Raw genomic sequence first — 12,997 nt, forward strand, 5'->3', positions numbered from 1 at the left:
TGAGAATGGGAGGGGAGAATCGCCGATGACCACCACCGCCATGCTGCGCGCGTTCTGCGACGCCGTCGAACAACGCAACGGAAAAGCGTTCGCTGATCTCTTCACCGAGGACGGCGTCTATCACGACGTGTTCTACGGCGCCTTCGCCGGCCGCGAGAAGATCGCCGCGATGATCGACGACTGGTTCTATCGCACGGCGACCGACTTCCGCTGGGACATGCACGACCCGGTGTCGAACGGCACCACGCTCTATGCGCGCTACACGTTCAGCTATCGCTCGACCTTGCCGGAGGCCGATGGCGCGCGGGCGATGTTCGAGGGCGTGGCGATCATGACGCTTCGCGACGGCAGGATCGTCAGTTATCACGAGGTCGCCAACACGGCGCCGGCGTTTGTCGATCTGAAGTTTGCGCCGGAACGGATCGCGAAGATCGTCGCCAGGCAGGGCGCGGAGCTCAAGGCACGGCCGGAGATGCAGCGGCATTTTGGCTAGCCGTCGTTCTTGCGCACCTACCGCTTCGACGGATTTACCATCGGCTTGCGCTGCGCCAGCGCGGCGACCGTGGCTGTGCCGATCGGGCCCGCTTCGTCGTAGAGCCAGCATTCGCCGATCGCGACACCGTCGGTGGCCTGGTGGTTCACCACCTCGAAGCCGATCCAGCTCGTCACCGGCAGGCGGTGCAGATAGATCGTAACGTCGCTGTTGATGTAGCCGAGCCCCTTGTCGCCGGCGTTCGCGAACGGACTGGCGAAGTCGGCGCCGGTGGCGACATGGACGAACGGCGTCATCGGCACGCCCGCGACCAGCTCGCGCACCTCGCTCATCCAGAGTTTTCTCGGCCCGAGCGAGCCCATCTGGCCGACAATCGGTCGCGTGGTCCATTTGCCGTTCATGCCGAGCCTGGGATCGGTCGGATTGGGAATGTCGGCCGGCTTCGGCACGTCCCAGTTCGGCGGCGACCAGACATTGCCGTCCGGATTCTGCGTTCGGCGCAACAGCTGGCACGAGGCGCGCGCCATGCCGATGCCGCTGGAAAAGAACTCCGCTTCCACGACGCGGATGCGCATCCCGTCGCGCACCAGCCGTGTCGTCACCTCGATCGGCTTGTCGATGGTCGGCAGCCGAAACATATCCACGGTCAGCCGCGCCGGCACGAATTCGGGGCCGGAATGGCGCTCCTCGATGGCGAAGCCGAGAAGGCCGACGATGACGCGTCCGTGCAGCGATTTCGGATCCCACGGGCCGTTGGCGACTTCCGTCGGGTGGAATGTGTCGCCGTCGCGGGTGAAGAAAGGCATGTTTGTCATGATGCGCGAGCTTGAAGGAACGTGTGGGGAAATCAAGGGTGGCGAGAGCGTGCCTGCTCGCCACAACAACAGGTGTCATCGCCCGGCTTGACCGGGCGATCCAGTACTCCGAGCTGGCAGTGATTGAATCGATGGGCCGCGGCGTACTGGATGCCCCGCTTTCGCGGAGCATGACAGCGGAGGATTAGGGGGCGGTGCGCCACTCCTCACGCACGCTTTCGTCGCTCTCGCCAGCAATCGCATTCGTCCTGATCGCCTCGAACTCATCCCGTGGCATCAACTGCCCCAGCGCCCACACCGCAGCCCCGCGCACCAGCGCGCTCTCATCGCCCAGCAATCGCCGCGCCTCGTCCGCCAGCGCGATATCACCGGAGTTGCCGATCGCGATCAGCACGTTGCGCAAAAAGCGGTCGCGGCCGATGCGCTTCACCGGAGACTTCGTGAACAGCGCACGGAACGACGCGTCGTCGAGCCGCGCGAGCTCGGCAAGACCTGGCGCGCGCAAAGCGTCACGTGCGGCGAGCTTGGCCTCACGGCCTTCCTGCGCGAACTTGTTCCAGGGACAGGCGGCGAGGCAATCGTCGCAGCCATAGATGCGGTTGCCGATGCTTTTGCGAAATTCGCGCGGGATCGGTCCCTTGTTCTCGATGGTGAGATAGGAGATGCATCGCCGCGCATCGAGCTTGTAGGGCGCGGGGAAGGCCGCGGTCGGGCAGATGTCGAGGCACGCCCGGCACGAGCCGCAATGATCGATCTCGGCGTCGTCGCGCGGCAGCTCCAGCGTGGTGTAGATCGCGCCGAGAAACAGCCATGAGCCGAATTCGCGCGAGACCAGATTGGTATGCTTGCCCTGCCAGCCCAGATGCGCGGCTTGCGCCAGCGGTTTCTCCATCACGGCCGCGGTGTCGACGAACACTTTCACTTCGCAAGGCGTCACCTCACGAGTTGCGGTCGCGACCAGCCATCGCGCCAGTGCCTTTAGGCGCTTCTTGATGAGGTCGTGATAGTCGTCGCCTTGCGCATAGACCGAGATCGCCGCGCGCGTGCGCTGTTGCAGGATCGCGAGCGGATCCTGATCGGGGCCGTAATTGACGCCGAGCATGATGACGCTGCGCACGTCCTGCCACAGCCCGCGCGGATCGACCCGGCGCTCCGGCTGCGCGGCGAGCCAGTCCATGTCGCCATGGCCGCCGGATGCGATGAATTCGAGAAAATGTTGTCCGGCGCTTTCGATCGTGCCGGGCTCTGTGATGCCGATGCAGTCGAAGCCGAGCGCGCGGGCCTCGTTTGCGAGCGCGGTCTTCAGTTCGGTCGGATCGGAGTTCAGAAGTCCAGGTCCACGTAGGTCCGCGACGCCGGCACGCCGGCCAGCCATTCGCTCAAGAGCGGACGGAACGACGGGCGGGATTTCACCCGCGCGTACCAGGCCTTTGCCGCGTCGTCCTCGCTCCATGGCACGTCGCCCAGATAGTCGATCGCCGAGAGGTGCGCCGCGGCGGCGAGATCCGCGTAGCTGAGCCGGTCGCCGGCGAGGAAATTACGCGTCTGCGCCAGCCAGCCGATATAAGCCAGATGATAGCGCACGTTGGCCTTGGCGGCGCGCATCACGTCGGCCGAGGGCGGGCCGCCACCGTTGTCCTCGCTCATGAAGCGCTTGTAGATGCGCTCCGTGACGAGCGGGTGGGAGACTTCCTCGAAGAACTTTTCGTTGAACCAGGCCATCAGCCGGCGGACCTCGACGCGCTCGCCGATCGTGTCCGGCATCAGGCGCTTCAGTCCCATCTCGGAGCCATAGGCCTCGTCGACATATTCGGCGACGATCGCCGCGCCCGGTATCGGCGGCTGCTCGTCGTCCACCAGAACGGGCGTCGTGCCCGCCGCATTGAGCAGCAGAAACGCTTCGCGCCGCTCCCAGCTGCGCTCTTCGATCAGCTTCAGCTCAAGCCCGTATTCTCCCGCGATCAGGCGGATGAACCGCGAATGCGGGCAGAACGGATGATGAAACAGCGTAAACATGAAGCCTTTGACTATGTGATGGTGCTTAAGAATCCATCAATGTTTGTGCGGCGCCACACTAGTCATTCAAAACCGCGAAGCAAGGGCGCGCCGCCGCATTTTGCGATTGCAGCAAGGGAGCGGATGGGCGAGAAGAGCCCCGCTTTTCCAGCCGAAATGGACCGTAAATATGTCAGATGCAATACGGGCAGTGATCCTCGGCATCATCGAGGGTGTGACCGAGTTCCTTCCCGTGTCCTCGACCGGCCATTTGCTGCTCGCGGAGCGCTTCTTCCATCTCGGCGAGGGCGCGTTCTGGGACTCGTTTACGGTCCTAATCCAGCTCGGCGCGATCCTCGCGATCGTCGTGTTGTACTTCAAGAAATTGTGGGACGTCGCGATCGGCATGTTCACGGGCGACGCCTATGCACGCCGCTTCGTGATCGGCGTGCTGGTCGCGTTCCTGCCCGCTGTCGTCGTCGGTCTCGTCGCCGGCAAGTACATCAAGAGCATGCTGTTCAATCCGTGGGTGGTGTGCTTTTCGCTGATCGTCGGCGGCGCCATCCTGCTCTGGGTCGACAAGCTCGATCTCAAGGCGCGCGAGCACGACGCCACCCGGTTTCCGCTGCTGATGTATCTCTATATCGGCATCGCACAGTGCATCGCGATGATCCCGGGCGTGTCGCGCTCCGGTGCCAGCATCGTCGCGGCGATGTTCCTGGGGGCTGACAAGCGCGCGGCGGCGGAGTTCTCGTTCTTCCTCGCCATTCCCACCATGATCGGCGCGTTCGCCTACGATTTCTACAAGAACCGCTCCGAGATGACGATGGACCACATGGGCATCGTCGCCATTGGCTTCGTGGTGTCGTTCGTCACCGCGATCATCGTGGTGAAGACGTTCCTGGAATACGTCACCCGCCACGGCTTCGTGGTGTTCGCCTGGTGGCGCGTGATCGTCGGCACGCTCGGCCTGATCGCGCTGGCGCTGGGGCGGTAGACCCGAACGTCAAACAACTGCAGTCCGGACGCTGAAGTTCGTCATGCCCGGATGACGGCGGGGATGGTTACGCGCTCTTGCGCTGGAACTGCCCGGCGGCGCGGAAGCGCCAGAGATATTGCGGGGCGATCGCCTCAAGCGAGTCGGGCGTGATGCCCAGGCCTTCCAGCGTTAGCCCGGCGGCCTTCGCCGCGTCCGACACGACATTGTCGCGCGCGAGCAGCGTGACCTGGTCCGGCGTCAGCTTCAGCGCGCCCGGCGCGAATTGCAGGAAGTTGGCCTTGAAGCGGGCGAGGCCAAACGGCAGCGGCATCAGCATCGGCTTGCGATCGGCAATCTCGAGAATGGCCTCGATGATCTCGCGCATGGTCAGCACTTCCGGGCCGCCGAGCTCGTAGGTTGCGCCCGCCTTGGCCTTGCCGTCGACGGCATCCGCGACCGCGGTGGCGACGTCGCCGACATAGACCGGCTGCATCTTGGTGTCGGCGCCGATCAGCGGCAGCACCGGCGACATCCGCGCCAGTGCGGCGAAGCGATTGGTGAACTGGTCCTCGGGGCCGAACATCACGGAGGGGCGGAAGATCGTCGCCGACGGCACCGCGGCCAGGACCGCGGCTTCGCCGGCCGCCTTGGCTCTGGCATAACGCGAGGGCGATTCCGCGTCGGCGCCGATCGCCGAGACATGGATCAATTGTGCCCCGGCGGCGGCCGCCGCCTTGGCAATGGTCTCGGCGCCCTTGGCCTGGACGGCGTCAAAACTCTGCGCGCCGCCCTCGGCGAGGATGCCGACCAGATTGATCACGACATGCGAATCACGCAGTGCCGCCTCGATCGAGGCCGGATAGCGCACGTTCGCCTGCACGGTGTGGACCTGCCCGACCTTGCCGGAGGGCTGGAGGTACCCGGCCAGCTCCGGCCGCCGCACCGCGACCCGGACCCGGTAGTCGCGCCGGCACAGTGCACGGACCACATTCCGGCCCAAAAACCCCGATCCGCCGAAAACCGTGACGAGCGTGTCCAGATTCGATGCCATGGGATCCATTCCTGGGTCATTCCTGCGGGAAGAGTGCGTCTCGTCAGGCTTGTATCGGGCCGGTTTGCGATGCGCAATCCGCATCCCGAAGCGGGGTTCAAGCATGAATTGACAACCGCGTCACCGAACCGTAGTAACCGCCTCCGTGCCTAACCGGCATGCCCAGGTGGTGGAATTGGTAGACGCGCTGGCTTCAGGTGCCAGTGGCTTAACGGCCGTGAAGGTTCGAGTCCTTTCCTGGGCACCATCGCTCTTCGATGTTGTTGAAGTTGCTGAACTCCCTGATAAGTAAGGGTGATCGACCGTCTCAACTGGTACACAGAGACGGTACACATGCTTCTGCGAATGGCTTCTCCTATCCGCCGCGACGGCTCCTCCGTTCATTACCTGCGAAAGCGCGTTCCTGCCGAGCTGAGCGAGAAGGCGGTGGGCGTGGTGCTGCGCGTGCCAGTAGGTGATGAGACTGCGGAAGTGCAGGTTGGTCGCAACGGCACAATCAAGGTCTCGCTGCGCACCCACGATCCTCGCGAGGCCAAAGCGCGGCAAGCCAAGGCGCTCGCCTACCTTGATGATGTCTGGCGTTCCATGCGCGAGAGCCCCCGTCGCCTTACCCATCGGGAGGCCATAGCGCTCGCGGGCGAAGCCTACCGTCATGCCAAGAAGACTTGGGAGAACGATCCTGGCCGAGCAACGCTTTGGAACATGCTTCACCAAGCCGCCCTCAAGTGGGACACTGAAACGGTGCAGAGTGAGATGGCTCCATACGTTGCTGAGCTGCTCCAGCGTAAGGCCCTGCGGATCGACGATGACAGTTCAGCCCGGCTGGCCGCTGCCCTGCATGAGGCATTCAAGGACGCTACGGCGCTCTTGGAGCGGAGAGGCAGAGGTGACTATGGGCCGGACCTCGTTGAGACGCGGTTTCCTGAATGGGAAGCCAAGGCCGCCCCGAGGGGGCAGGCAGGGCTTACGGTGGCCGCGCTGTTCGCTGGCTGGGAGTTGGAGAGCCGGGCAGGGGGTGTCACCGAGAAGACGGTCAGCGAGTATAAGTCCGTGCTCACGCGCTTCGTTGCCTTTGTGGGACACGACGACGCGACGCGGATCACCCCTCACGATGTCGTTGGTTGGAAGGATAAGCGGCTCTCGGATGGCCGCTCCCCGAAGACTGTGAAGGATGTCGACTTGTCTGCGATGAAGTCGGTGTTCGGCTGGGGCGTGCGGAACCACAAACTGCCAAGCAATCCGGCTCAAGGCGTCACGCTGAAGATCGGGAAGAGGGTCCGCGAGCGAGGCAAGGGGTTCACTGATGATGAAGCTGCGGCCATCCTGAAGGCCGCTCTAGGCTACAGCGGGGCCGCGCAGGAGCACGCAAAGACGACTGCAGCGAAGCGGTGGCTCCCTTGGTTGTGCGCCTACAGCGGCGCTCGGATTGGCGAGATGGCGCAGCTCCGGCGCGACGACATCCGCCGTAAGGGCGATCACTACGTGGCAACGATCACCCCCGAGGCTGGTCCGGTGAAGAATAAGGAAGCACGCGAGGTGCCGCTGCACCCCCACCTCATTGAGTTGGGCTTCATCGAGTTCGTTACCGCATCAGCCAAAGGCTATCTGTTCTTGACGGTTGCTAAAGATGACGATGTGCGGGGCAAGCTGCGCGCATTGAAGAACCGTCTCGCTGAGTTCGTGCGAGACATCGTCCCCGACAAGCGGGTGGCACCGAACCACGGCTGGCGGCACCGCTTCATCACCATGAGCCGAAAGCACGGGCTGGATCAGGAGAAGCGGCGCATGATCACCGGCCATGCTGGCGAGAGCGTGGATGAGCGGGTCTACGGTGACCCTGCAGGATTGTACGTCGAAGTCTGCAAGCTGCCCCGATACGACCTAGAGCGCTTCTCTTCGGCCGCCTGACTATCTGAAGAGGTCGGGTTGGGTCATCTCGTCTAGTCGGATGACGCCAAGCAACTGCCAAGTCTGCGGCCTCTTGGCTTGGTTTCCCAAAGCGAAGGCCATGCCTTTGCTGGGGTACTGTTCGTCGTAGACAGCTCGCATGCGATCCAGCGCACCTCCCTCGCCGTACTCGGCTTGCCAGCGCCAGAACATCGCATGCGTTTCCCAGTCTCCGTTCTGGTAGTCGTGGGGGCCGTCGTCGTCCTCGAACCGAAACCTGAAGTCGAAGGGAGATGGCTCAAGTTCCGCCAGCTCCTTGTCGAAGATGGATGTTTGCTGAGCGGCGGCCTTGTATGCCTCTCGTTCCTCGGCAAGATCGGCCGCTGACTTGCGCTTCGCAATGAACTTGGTGTTCCGAGGTCGGATGAGAGTTAGCGATCTCCCGAGCGCCATTGCCTCCTTGGCTGAGCCGGTGAGGAGGGGCGTGAGCAACCTCGTCCGCTCGGCTTGGGGCAACTGGCCGTCCATGGCGATGCTGTCCTCGTAGACGTGGCAGCTCTCGCTCCGCTTGTCCCTTGTCGGCGGCCGGTAGGAGAACTTCACCCAATGCCAGCGGGCGAAACTGCTGTCACCACGGAGGTGCCGAAAGCGTACCGGGAAGAGCCGCTTCCATTGCCCGTCAGCGGTCACCCCAGCGCAGCAGACAGTCTCCCCGTAGGTTCTACTGGGCTGCGGCAGCGCCTTGACTAGAACGACTGCGCGGGAGCTTTGCGGCGTTACGGACATAACGATCGGGTTCATCACCAAAGAGGTGGAACAACTTGACCTGAGTCGGTAGTGCCGATGCAACCATCAACCTGTGGCATTCACTGGGATCGCGCTCAAAGCACATCAAACAGGTGCTCTGCTCGTCCACCAGCTTGGCCAGCTCTAGGAGACTTTGCTGCGGTTCGCTCTGGGCGAGATGCTTGCCGTAGATCTTCCGGAACTGATCAAAGTGGCCCGCCCTCGCGGCATCCCGGCCGGGCTTTGGGTCGCCAAGCGCGGCCAGATGAACGTACCGGATGCCTTCTTGCTCAAGTCGGTCGCGGAGCTTGTTCTTCGAGAACCCCTTCTTCCGCGAGATCGGCACGGCGCGGACATCGGCCAAGAGCTGCACCTTGATGCTCTTCAGCGTGGCCACGAAGCGGTCGATGTCGGTACCTTCGTAGCCAATGGTGTACAGCGTCGTCATCCAATCACCCCTGTCTGGGCACTCATCTTGGTTTAGTAAGTGTGAACGCCCCATTACGCTGGTCAGTGAGCAGATGCAAAAAACACTGATCGGGCCGCGAAGATGCACTTAGAGCTGACTATGCGGCCCAACTCGTCAGCGCCGCCTCGGCTCCAACCGGGTCCTCTTTGATCCGATAGATTGTCTGTCGGCTCAGCCCCGTAGCTGCCGCGATCTGCCCGACGCCCGCTGACTGCTCCAGCATGTTGAGGACCGTTTCGAGCTGGCCCTTGTTGAACGTCGGCTTCCGTCCCCGGTACTTCGTCTCACCTGCTGTCGCCTTTGCGAGGGCGATGCCGCCGCGTTGTGCCTCCTTGATGGCCTCGGCATTGGCCTGCGCGGTGGCGGCCATGAAGGCAATGAGAGCGTCTCTAACGGCTTGCTGCATGGGGTCCGTGGTTGCACCGTCGAAGGTGAGCCCATTGATCACCGTGCGGATCACAACGCCCCGGCGCATGAACTCTCTGATGGTGTCGCAAACGTCACCGTAGTTGCGCCCGAGGCGGTCGATCCAGCGAACAACAAGCGTGTCGCCGCTGCGAAGGATGTCGAAGAGACGCTTGCCATCGGGTCGTTCGGCAAGGCGGGTGCTGATGCCCGAGACACCATGGTCTGCGACGACGCGGTCGATCTTGAAGCCTGCCGCCTCTGCTCCGGTCCGCTGATGTTCGACGGTCTGATCTGTGGTGGATACTCGCGCATAGAAGATCGTGGCCATGGACGTCCTCTGTCCTTTAGGGTTCTGTCCGTTGACTATCGTGTCCGTTGATCGATGTCAACCCTAACGGATGTCGTTTCTGGTCTGTTTTGCCTGTCCGCACGGGCATACCCCAGCGTACATCCGCTCCCCATGTTCCTCACCGCTTGCCACAGTCGGTGTTCGAGGCTTCCCTGGTGCGGAGGGGAACCGAGGGAAGATCATGAAAGACATGCTGGCTCAACTGCAGACCCTACGGATGCAGGTCGTTGAGTGCGAGCGCCTTGCCCAAGCAGCCAAGAGCGAAAGAAAGCGTGCCGCCTTCCTTCGGGTCATAGCTCACTACAGGACCATGATCGGAGAGCTGGAGCAGACCATCAGTGACGAAGCGTCATCTCAGTCTCGATGAGCTCGCTCGCACAGGCAGGCGACATGCTCATTAGGAGCGACCCCTCCCCCGGGGGAAGCCCGCCACAAGATGGGATCGAGCGGGGGCTTCACACTTTTCTGCTCAATTATTCCGGGTCTTGGAGAGCAAGGGCGCTCGCGAGGCGCTGTCGAGCGCTGGGTATCTTCAGAGGCTTCCCAGAATGGCAGCGACCGTCGCCCCAACGAATGTCCGGGTTTGTGTAACCTGGCCCTCGGGTCGTCTCGATGGCTGCTTGCCGGATCAAGCCGGGTGAGATCGCGACGATGTTCCCAAGCCTGATGTCGAACGGGTTGCCGTTGCGGTGGCGAACCGCGTAGTTGCCCGAGCTGCCGAGCAGGAAACGCGCCGCTGCGAAGCCTCCTTCACGCCCTTTACCCGCCGCGTAGAGGCCACCCCGAGCGACCCGGAGAGTTGTTAGTTTCCATCGTTGAAGAGTGGCCCACCCCTTAGGGCAGAGGATGACGGTGTAGCCCGTGGGGACAGTCCCGACGAGGACGACCGGCTGGCCGTCCAGCTCGCCTTCAGTCACCATACCGGGCGGCATCGTTGTTGGGATGGCGGCCGAATTGCTGTTGGCGTTCAACAAGGTAGTGCCCCTGCTGGCTGATAGGGTGTCCAAGTTGGACGGTAGCTAGAAATCATCATTGATCTCAGTGGGTTGTGTCGCCCGCGGCTTGGCAGGCTCCAGCAGGGCCTTGGCGAACTCCTGAAGGAGCGCCCTTCGCTTCCCCAAACAAGCGACCCCTCTCGCTTCCGCAACGGCCAACGTGAGGGCCTCGCGGACGCGCACTTCAGCGGTGTTGAGCGGCCTTCTGGGGTCGGACGCTCCGGCATTGTCGTCCCGCCCTGATCGCATCTTGGCAGCGATCTTCGGGAACGCCTTCTTCATCCAGTTCTCAATGGACGACTTCGACGCAAGGCCACCGAGGTCCTTCGCGATCTCCCGATACGACCTGAGGCCAAGCCGTCCCACGCGATTGCGCCCTTGCCGGATGTACAGCTCAAACACCCTGCGCTTCTCGCTTTGGCGGGCCAGCCGTGCGCCGTTGCAGGTGTTCGCCAAGGCCGCCTGCCACTGCGCCTCATCCTCGCTCAGCTCCTGGACAGTTGCCTCGATGGCATCGCGGCCGAGCTGCCTCTGGGCCAGGAGCCGGTGCCATCCGTCCATCAGGACGAGCGCCCCGCCTACGTCGGCCAGCCGAACCGGAGGCATGTTCGCCCCGTGCACGTAGTGGGTGATGTAGTCCCTCACGAGGGTTTCGTTGATCTGATCGCGGACCTGCCAATCAGCTCGCGTCGCGATGTCCGCAACGGGAACCAAGATGACGGGGTGTTGTTCGGGACCTTCCGCGTTGTCCTCGAAGTCGTACGTCGGTGGGGCAGAGGTGCGCTTGTTGCTGGTGCCCAGAGCCGCGTTTCCGGGCCCCGTCGGGTTAGTTGAGGTGTGTTCTGTGTTGTCGTGGTTTCGCATGTACAGGGATGTTCGATGGGCCCCAAAGGTGCTCGTCCTGAACGGCTGACAGTGCCAGCCACGGACGCCTGAGGGTGCGCGGAGGTGATCATTGGTGGAGGCTTGATTGCTAACCCGCAACCTAATGGCGTTGAGCAACCGTACCTGCTTCCTGTAGCGCAACCCAACTGGTGGACCCTGAAGCGACTGCGTGCGCAGCCTTCCCCTTCGTCTGCTTCGTTCCCACATTGGAGCACTCAAGGAGGAACGATGAGCAAAGACGATCCCCTCTACCGTTATTCGGTAGAAACTCGCGAGCGGAGCCAACGACAATTGAAGGTGATCGAAAGCGGCAAGTGGACCCACGGGAGCTACAGAGAAGGCACCATGGAGGACCAGACGAAGGAGGCGATTGAGACGCACAAGCGGATCATCGCGGAGACCACCGCCGTCATCGATGGCTTGGAGCGCCACCCCCTGCCCTGACCGAAGAGATCAGGATCGACATCGCCCGGTACTATCGACACCACGGCAAGAAGCCGAGCGGCGGGGGCTGCTGGGTGTTTCGGGTCGTGTCTCCGCTGGCGACCGCCAAGACCACGTCCACGCCCCTCAGGACGAGATGCCGTTCGAGGTGGCGTGTGAGCGGGCTCTGGAGGTTGCCGCACTGCGCCGGGCCACGCTGAACTTCTGGGGCCATGTTCTGGCCGCGCAGGAGTTGGACTGCGGGAGCGATAAAGAGGCCGTGAAGCTGTCCTCCGACATGCGATTGGATCGAGGTCTCCATCGAGGTCTGGTTGGGTCCTCGGAGGGTTGCTCGGCTGGCCCGTCCATAGCTCTTATCTTTCGCGTGCCAAGTCATCCTGCTATGTTCCCGTCTGGGAACGCTGGCGTGTGTGTCGCTATGGCTAACTATCGAGCGTATTTTCTAGACGAAGCTGGCCACATCTTCTCCGTGACGTATCTCGAAAACTGTTGGACGGATGAAGACGCTGTGGCCAAAGCGAAGCAGTTGCTCGATGGCCGCGACATCGAGGTTTGGGACCAAGCCCGGAAGGTAACCACTCTCAGACACAAGCCCCACACGGAGCACTGACTGGCATCCCCCAAGCGAGCTTCAAGGCGCCTGAAGACATTGACCTTGGACACACGACTGGTACACACGGGCAGCAAAGACGGTCGAAAACGTAAGCAAAATCAACCTCTATCGTTTGGATGAGCCCTTTCCTTTCCTGGGCACCACCTCCTACTCAAGCGATTGAAATCGCTTTTGCAGGGAATTTGAGCTGCTGACCGGTACACAAAACCGAGGCACGGCGCTCATGGCTTACCGAATGGCCTACATCGCTCGTCGGGTCGGCTCGGATCGCAGGCGATCTGGAGGAGGCTGGCCTCAGTCGCTCAGGTAAGTGCTACGCACCGAGCTATGAACGACGTCCACCGCGCTCGCGGCCGAAGCCGTCGTCGCCATGTGGGAAAAGGTCGGTAAAGCTGATGACCCCAAGCGCCTAAGAGGTCTCAGTGCTCGTTGACCGCAGCGCCGAGCTTGATCAGGCTCAGCGAGCGGTTCGCGGTCTCGCGTAGGCGGCAGTAGCTCGCGCTGCCCCGGTACATGCCGGGATCGACTTTGTCGAAAACCGCGCAGAAGCCATCACGCGACGCTGCGAAAGTTTTCTGCGACTCATTGACCGCCTTGATCACGTCGGCGAACCCGCCGGCCTGAACCTTCTTTAGCGCCTCACTTGTTTTCTGCGTCCAAATGGCGAGTTCGCGCGCCGCGCAGGCTTTCCATTTGGCGACATCGTCATTCGCGCCCTCTGCCGCTTTGATGCAGGGGTCGGCGACGAGCCCGACGCACGCGCCGCCGAAACCGTCGGTTTTCTCCGCGGTCTTCAGGCAGCCATCGATCACCGCAAGTTCGGCTGGC

At 62.6% G+C, this 12,997-nt stretch carries 15 protein-coding genes and 1 tRNA gene; 6 read left to right on the forward strand and 10 right to left on the reverse strand.

Translation table 11 applies throughout. The features are described from left to right. Positions 1 to 25: 25 nt before the first annotated feature. A complete protein-coding gene (locus tag IVB47_RS09725) occupies positions 26 to 493 on the forward strand; it encodes a nuclear transport factor 2 family protein (RefSeq protein WP_247285077.1) in 468 nt (155 codons plus the stop codon). A 17-nt stretch (positions 494 to 510) separates the two neighbouring features. Here IVB47_RS09725 and IVB47_RS09730 read toward each other — a convergent pair whose 3' ends face one another. The 3 genes from IVB47_RS09730 to IVB47_RS09740 all read right to left on the reverse strand — a co-directional run bounded on the left by IVB47_RS09730 (position 511) and on the right by IVB47_RS09740 (position 3,324). Beyond that, a complete protein-coding gene (locus tag IVB47_RS09730; RefSeq protein ID WP_247461236.1) occupies positions 511 to 1,308 on the reverse strand; it encodes an acyl-CoA thioesterase domain-containing protein in 798 nt (265 codons plus the stop codon). A 184-nt stretch (positions 1,309 to 1,492) separates the two neighbouring features. Further along, positions 1,493 to 2,683: a tRNA epoxyqueuosine(34) reductase QueG gene (gene queG, locus IVB47_RS09735; protein ID WP_247461238.1), complete on the reverse strand. Its 1,191-nt coding sequence runs from the start codon at positions 2,681 to 2,683 to the stop codon at positions 1,493 to 1,495. Next, positions 2,632 to 3,324, reverse strand: a complete 693-nt coding sequence (locus tag IVB47_RS09740; RefSeq protein ID WP_007598553.1) for a glutathione S-transferase family protein — start codon at positions 3,322 to 3,324, stop codon at positions 2,632 to 2,634. The genes queG and IVB47_RS09740 overlap by 52 nt, the downstream gene beginning before the upstream one ends. A 169-nt stretch (positions 3,325 to 3,493) precedes the next feature. Here IVB47_RS09740 and IVB47_RS09745 point away from each other — a divergent pair, with 169 nt between their 5' ends. Next, positions 3,494 to 4,300 carry an undecaprenyl-diphosphate phosphatase gene (locus IVB47_RS09745; protein WP_027566187.1) on the forward strand — a complete coding sequence of 269 codons (807 nt, stop codon included), beginning with the start codon at positions 3,494 to 3,496 and terminating at the stop codon, positions 4,298 to 4,300. Between the two features lie 67 nt (positions 4,301 to 4,367). Here IVB47_RS09745 and IVB47_RS09750 read toward each other — a convergent pair whose 3' ends face one another. Beyond that, positions 4,368 to 5,333 (reverse strand): complex I NDUFA9 subunit family protein, encoded by a 966-nt coding sequence (locus IVB47_RS09750; RefSeq protein ID WP_247285080.1) that lies wholly within the window; start codon positions 5,331 to 5,333, stop codon positions 4,368 to 4,370. A 160-nt stretch (positions 5,334 to 5,493) separates the two neighbouring features. Here IVB47_RS09750 and IVB47_RS09755 point away from each other — a divergent pair. Further along, positions 5,494 to 5,580, forward strand: a tRNA-Leu gene (locus tag IVB47_RS09755). Positions 5,581 to 5,627: 47 nt separating this feature from the next. Further along, positions 5,628 to 7,241: a DUF6538 domain-containing protein gene (locus IVB47_RS09760; protein ID WP_247461240.1), complete on the forward strand. Its 1,614-nt coding sequence runs from the start codon at positions 5,628 to 5,630 to the stop codon at positions 7,239 to 7,241. On the opposite strand, the gene IVB47_RS09765 is transcribed toward IVB47_RS09760, so the two are convergent. The 3 genes from IVB47_RS09765 to IVB47_RS09775 all read right to left on the reverse strand — a co-directional run bounded on the left by IVB47_RS09765 (position 7,242) and on the right by IVB47_RS09775 (position 9,211). Further along, the gene (locus tag IVB47_RS09765) at positions 7,242 to 7,823 is read right to left on the reverse strand and encodes a hypothetical protein (protein WP_247461242.1); all 582 of its coding nucleotides are present in this window, start codon (positions 7,821 to 7,823) and stop codon (positions 7,242 to 7,244) included. A 118-nt stretch (positions 7,824 to 7,941) separates the two neighbouring features. Continuing rightward, positions 7,942 to 8,454, reverse strand: coding sequence for a DUF488 domain-containing protein (locus IVB47_RS09770; RefSeq protein WP_247461244.1), 513 nt, complete (start codon positions 8,452 to 8,454; stop codon positions 7,942 to 7,944). Between the two features lie 118 nt (positions 8,455 to 8,572). Continuing rightward, positions 8,573 to 9,211: a recombinase family protein gene (locus tag IVB47_RS09775; protein ID WP_247461246.1), complete on the reverse strand. Its 639-nt coding sequence runs from the start codon at positions 9,209 to 9,211 to the stop codon at positions 8,573 to 8,575. A 202-nt stretch (positions 9,212 to 9,413) separates the two neighbouring features. Between IVB47_RS09775 and IVB47_RS09780 the strand changes: the two genes are divergently transcribed. After that, complete coding sequence (locus IVB47_RS09780) at positions 9,414 to 9,599, forward strand: hypothetical protein (RefSeq protein ID WP_247461248.1); 186 nt, start codon at positions 9,414 to 9,416, stop codon at positions 9,597 to 9,599. A 106-nt stretch (positions 9,600 to 9,705) separates the two neighbouring features. Here IVB47_RS09780 and IVB47_RS09785 read toward each other — a convergent pair whose 3' ends face one another. Both IVB47_RS09785 and IVB47_RS09790 read right to left on the reverse strand, forming a co-directional pair. Next, positions 9,706 to 10,206, reverse strand: a complete 501-nt coding sequence (locus IVB47_RS09785) for an HNH endonuclease (RefSeq protein WP_247461250.1) — start codon at positions 10,204 to 10,206, stop codon at positions 9,706 to 9,708. A gap of 45 nt (positions 10,207 to 10,251) precedes the next feature. Continuing rightward, on the reverse strand, positions 10,252 to 11,091 hold the full coding sequence (locus IVB47_RS09790) for a hypothetical protein (protein ID WP_247461251.1): 840 nt from the start codon (positions 11,089 to 11,091) through the stop codon (positions 10,252 to 10,254). A gap of 249 nt (positions 11,092 to 11,340) precedes the next feature. On the opposite strand from IVB47_RS09790, the gene IVB47_RS09795 reads away from it, so the two are divergent. Beyond that, a complete protein-coding gene (locus IVB47_RS09795) occupies positions 11,341 to 11,556 on the forward strand; it encodes a hypothetical protein (RefSeq protein WP_247461253.1) in 216 nt (71 codons plus the stop codon). 1,032 nt (positions 11,557 to 12,588) lie between these two features. Here the strand turns inward: IVB47_RS09795 and IVB47_RS09800 are convergent. Next, positions 12,589 to 12,981: a lysozyme inhibitor LprI family protein gene (locus IVB47_RS09800; RefSeq protein WP_247461255.1), complete on the reverse strand. Its 393-nt coding sequence runs from the start codon at positions 12,979 to 12,981 to the stop codon at positions 12,589 to 12,591. Positions 12,982 to 12,997: the final 16 nt, after the last annotated feature.

The organism is Bradyrhizobium sp. 62, from assembly GCF_023073035.1.
Taxonomy (GTDB): Bacteria; Pseudomonadota; Alphaproteobacteria; order Rhizobiales; family Xanthobacteraceae; genus Bradyrhizobium.

Bases quoted from the DNA above. Each gene is read 5' to 3' on its own strand.
- IVB47_RS09775 (WP_247461246.1), bottom strand. From the start codon at position 9,211: ATGGCCACGATCTTCTATGCGCGAGTATCCACCACAGATCAGACCGTC.
- IVB47_RS09740 (WP_007598553.1), bottom strand. From the start codon at position 3,324: ATGTTTACGCTGTTTCATCATCCGTTCTGCCCGCATTCGCGGTTCATC.
- IVB47_RS09725 (WP_247285077.1), top strand. From the start codon at position 26: ATGACCACCACCGCCATGCTGCGCGCGTTCTGCGACGCCGTCGAACAA.
- IVB47_RS09790 (WP_247461251.1), bottom strand. From the start codon at position 11,091: ATGCGAAACCACGACAACACAGAACACACCTCAACTAACCCGACGGGG.
- IVB47_RS09770 (WP_247461244.1), bottom strand. From the start codon at position 8,454: ATGACGACGCTGTACACCATTGGCTACGAAGGTACCGACATCGACCGC.
- IVB47_RS09730 (WP_247461236.1), bottom strand. From the start codon at position 1,308: ATGACAAACATGCCTTTCTTCACCCGCGACGGCGACACATTCCACCCG.
- IVB47_RS09780 (WP_247461248.1), top strand. From the start codon at position 9,414: ATGAAAGACATGCTGGCTCAACTGCAGACCCTACGGATGCAGGTCGTT.
- queG (WP_247461238.1), bottom strand. From the start codon at position 2,683: ATGGCTGGCCGGCGTGCCGGCGTCGCGGACCTACGTGGACCTGGACTT.
- IVB47_RS09745 (WP_027566187.1), top strand. From the start codon at position 3,494: ATGTCAGATGCAATACGGGCAGTGATCCTCGGCATCATCGAGGGTGTG.
- IVB47_RS09750 (WP_247285080.1), bottom strand. From the start codon at position 5,333: ATGGCATCGAATCTGGACACGCTCGTCACGGTTTTCGGCGGATCGGGG.
- IVB47_RS09795 (WP_247461253.1), top strand. From the start codon at position 11,341: ATGAGCAAAGACGATCCCCTCTACCGTTATTCGGTAGAAACTCGCGAG.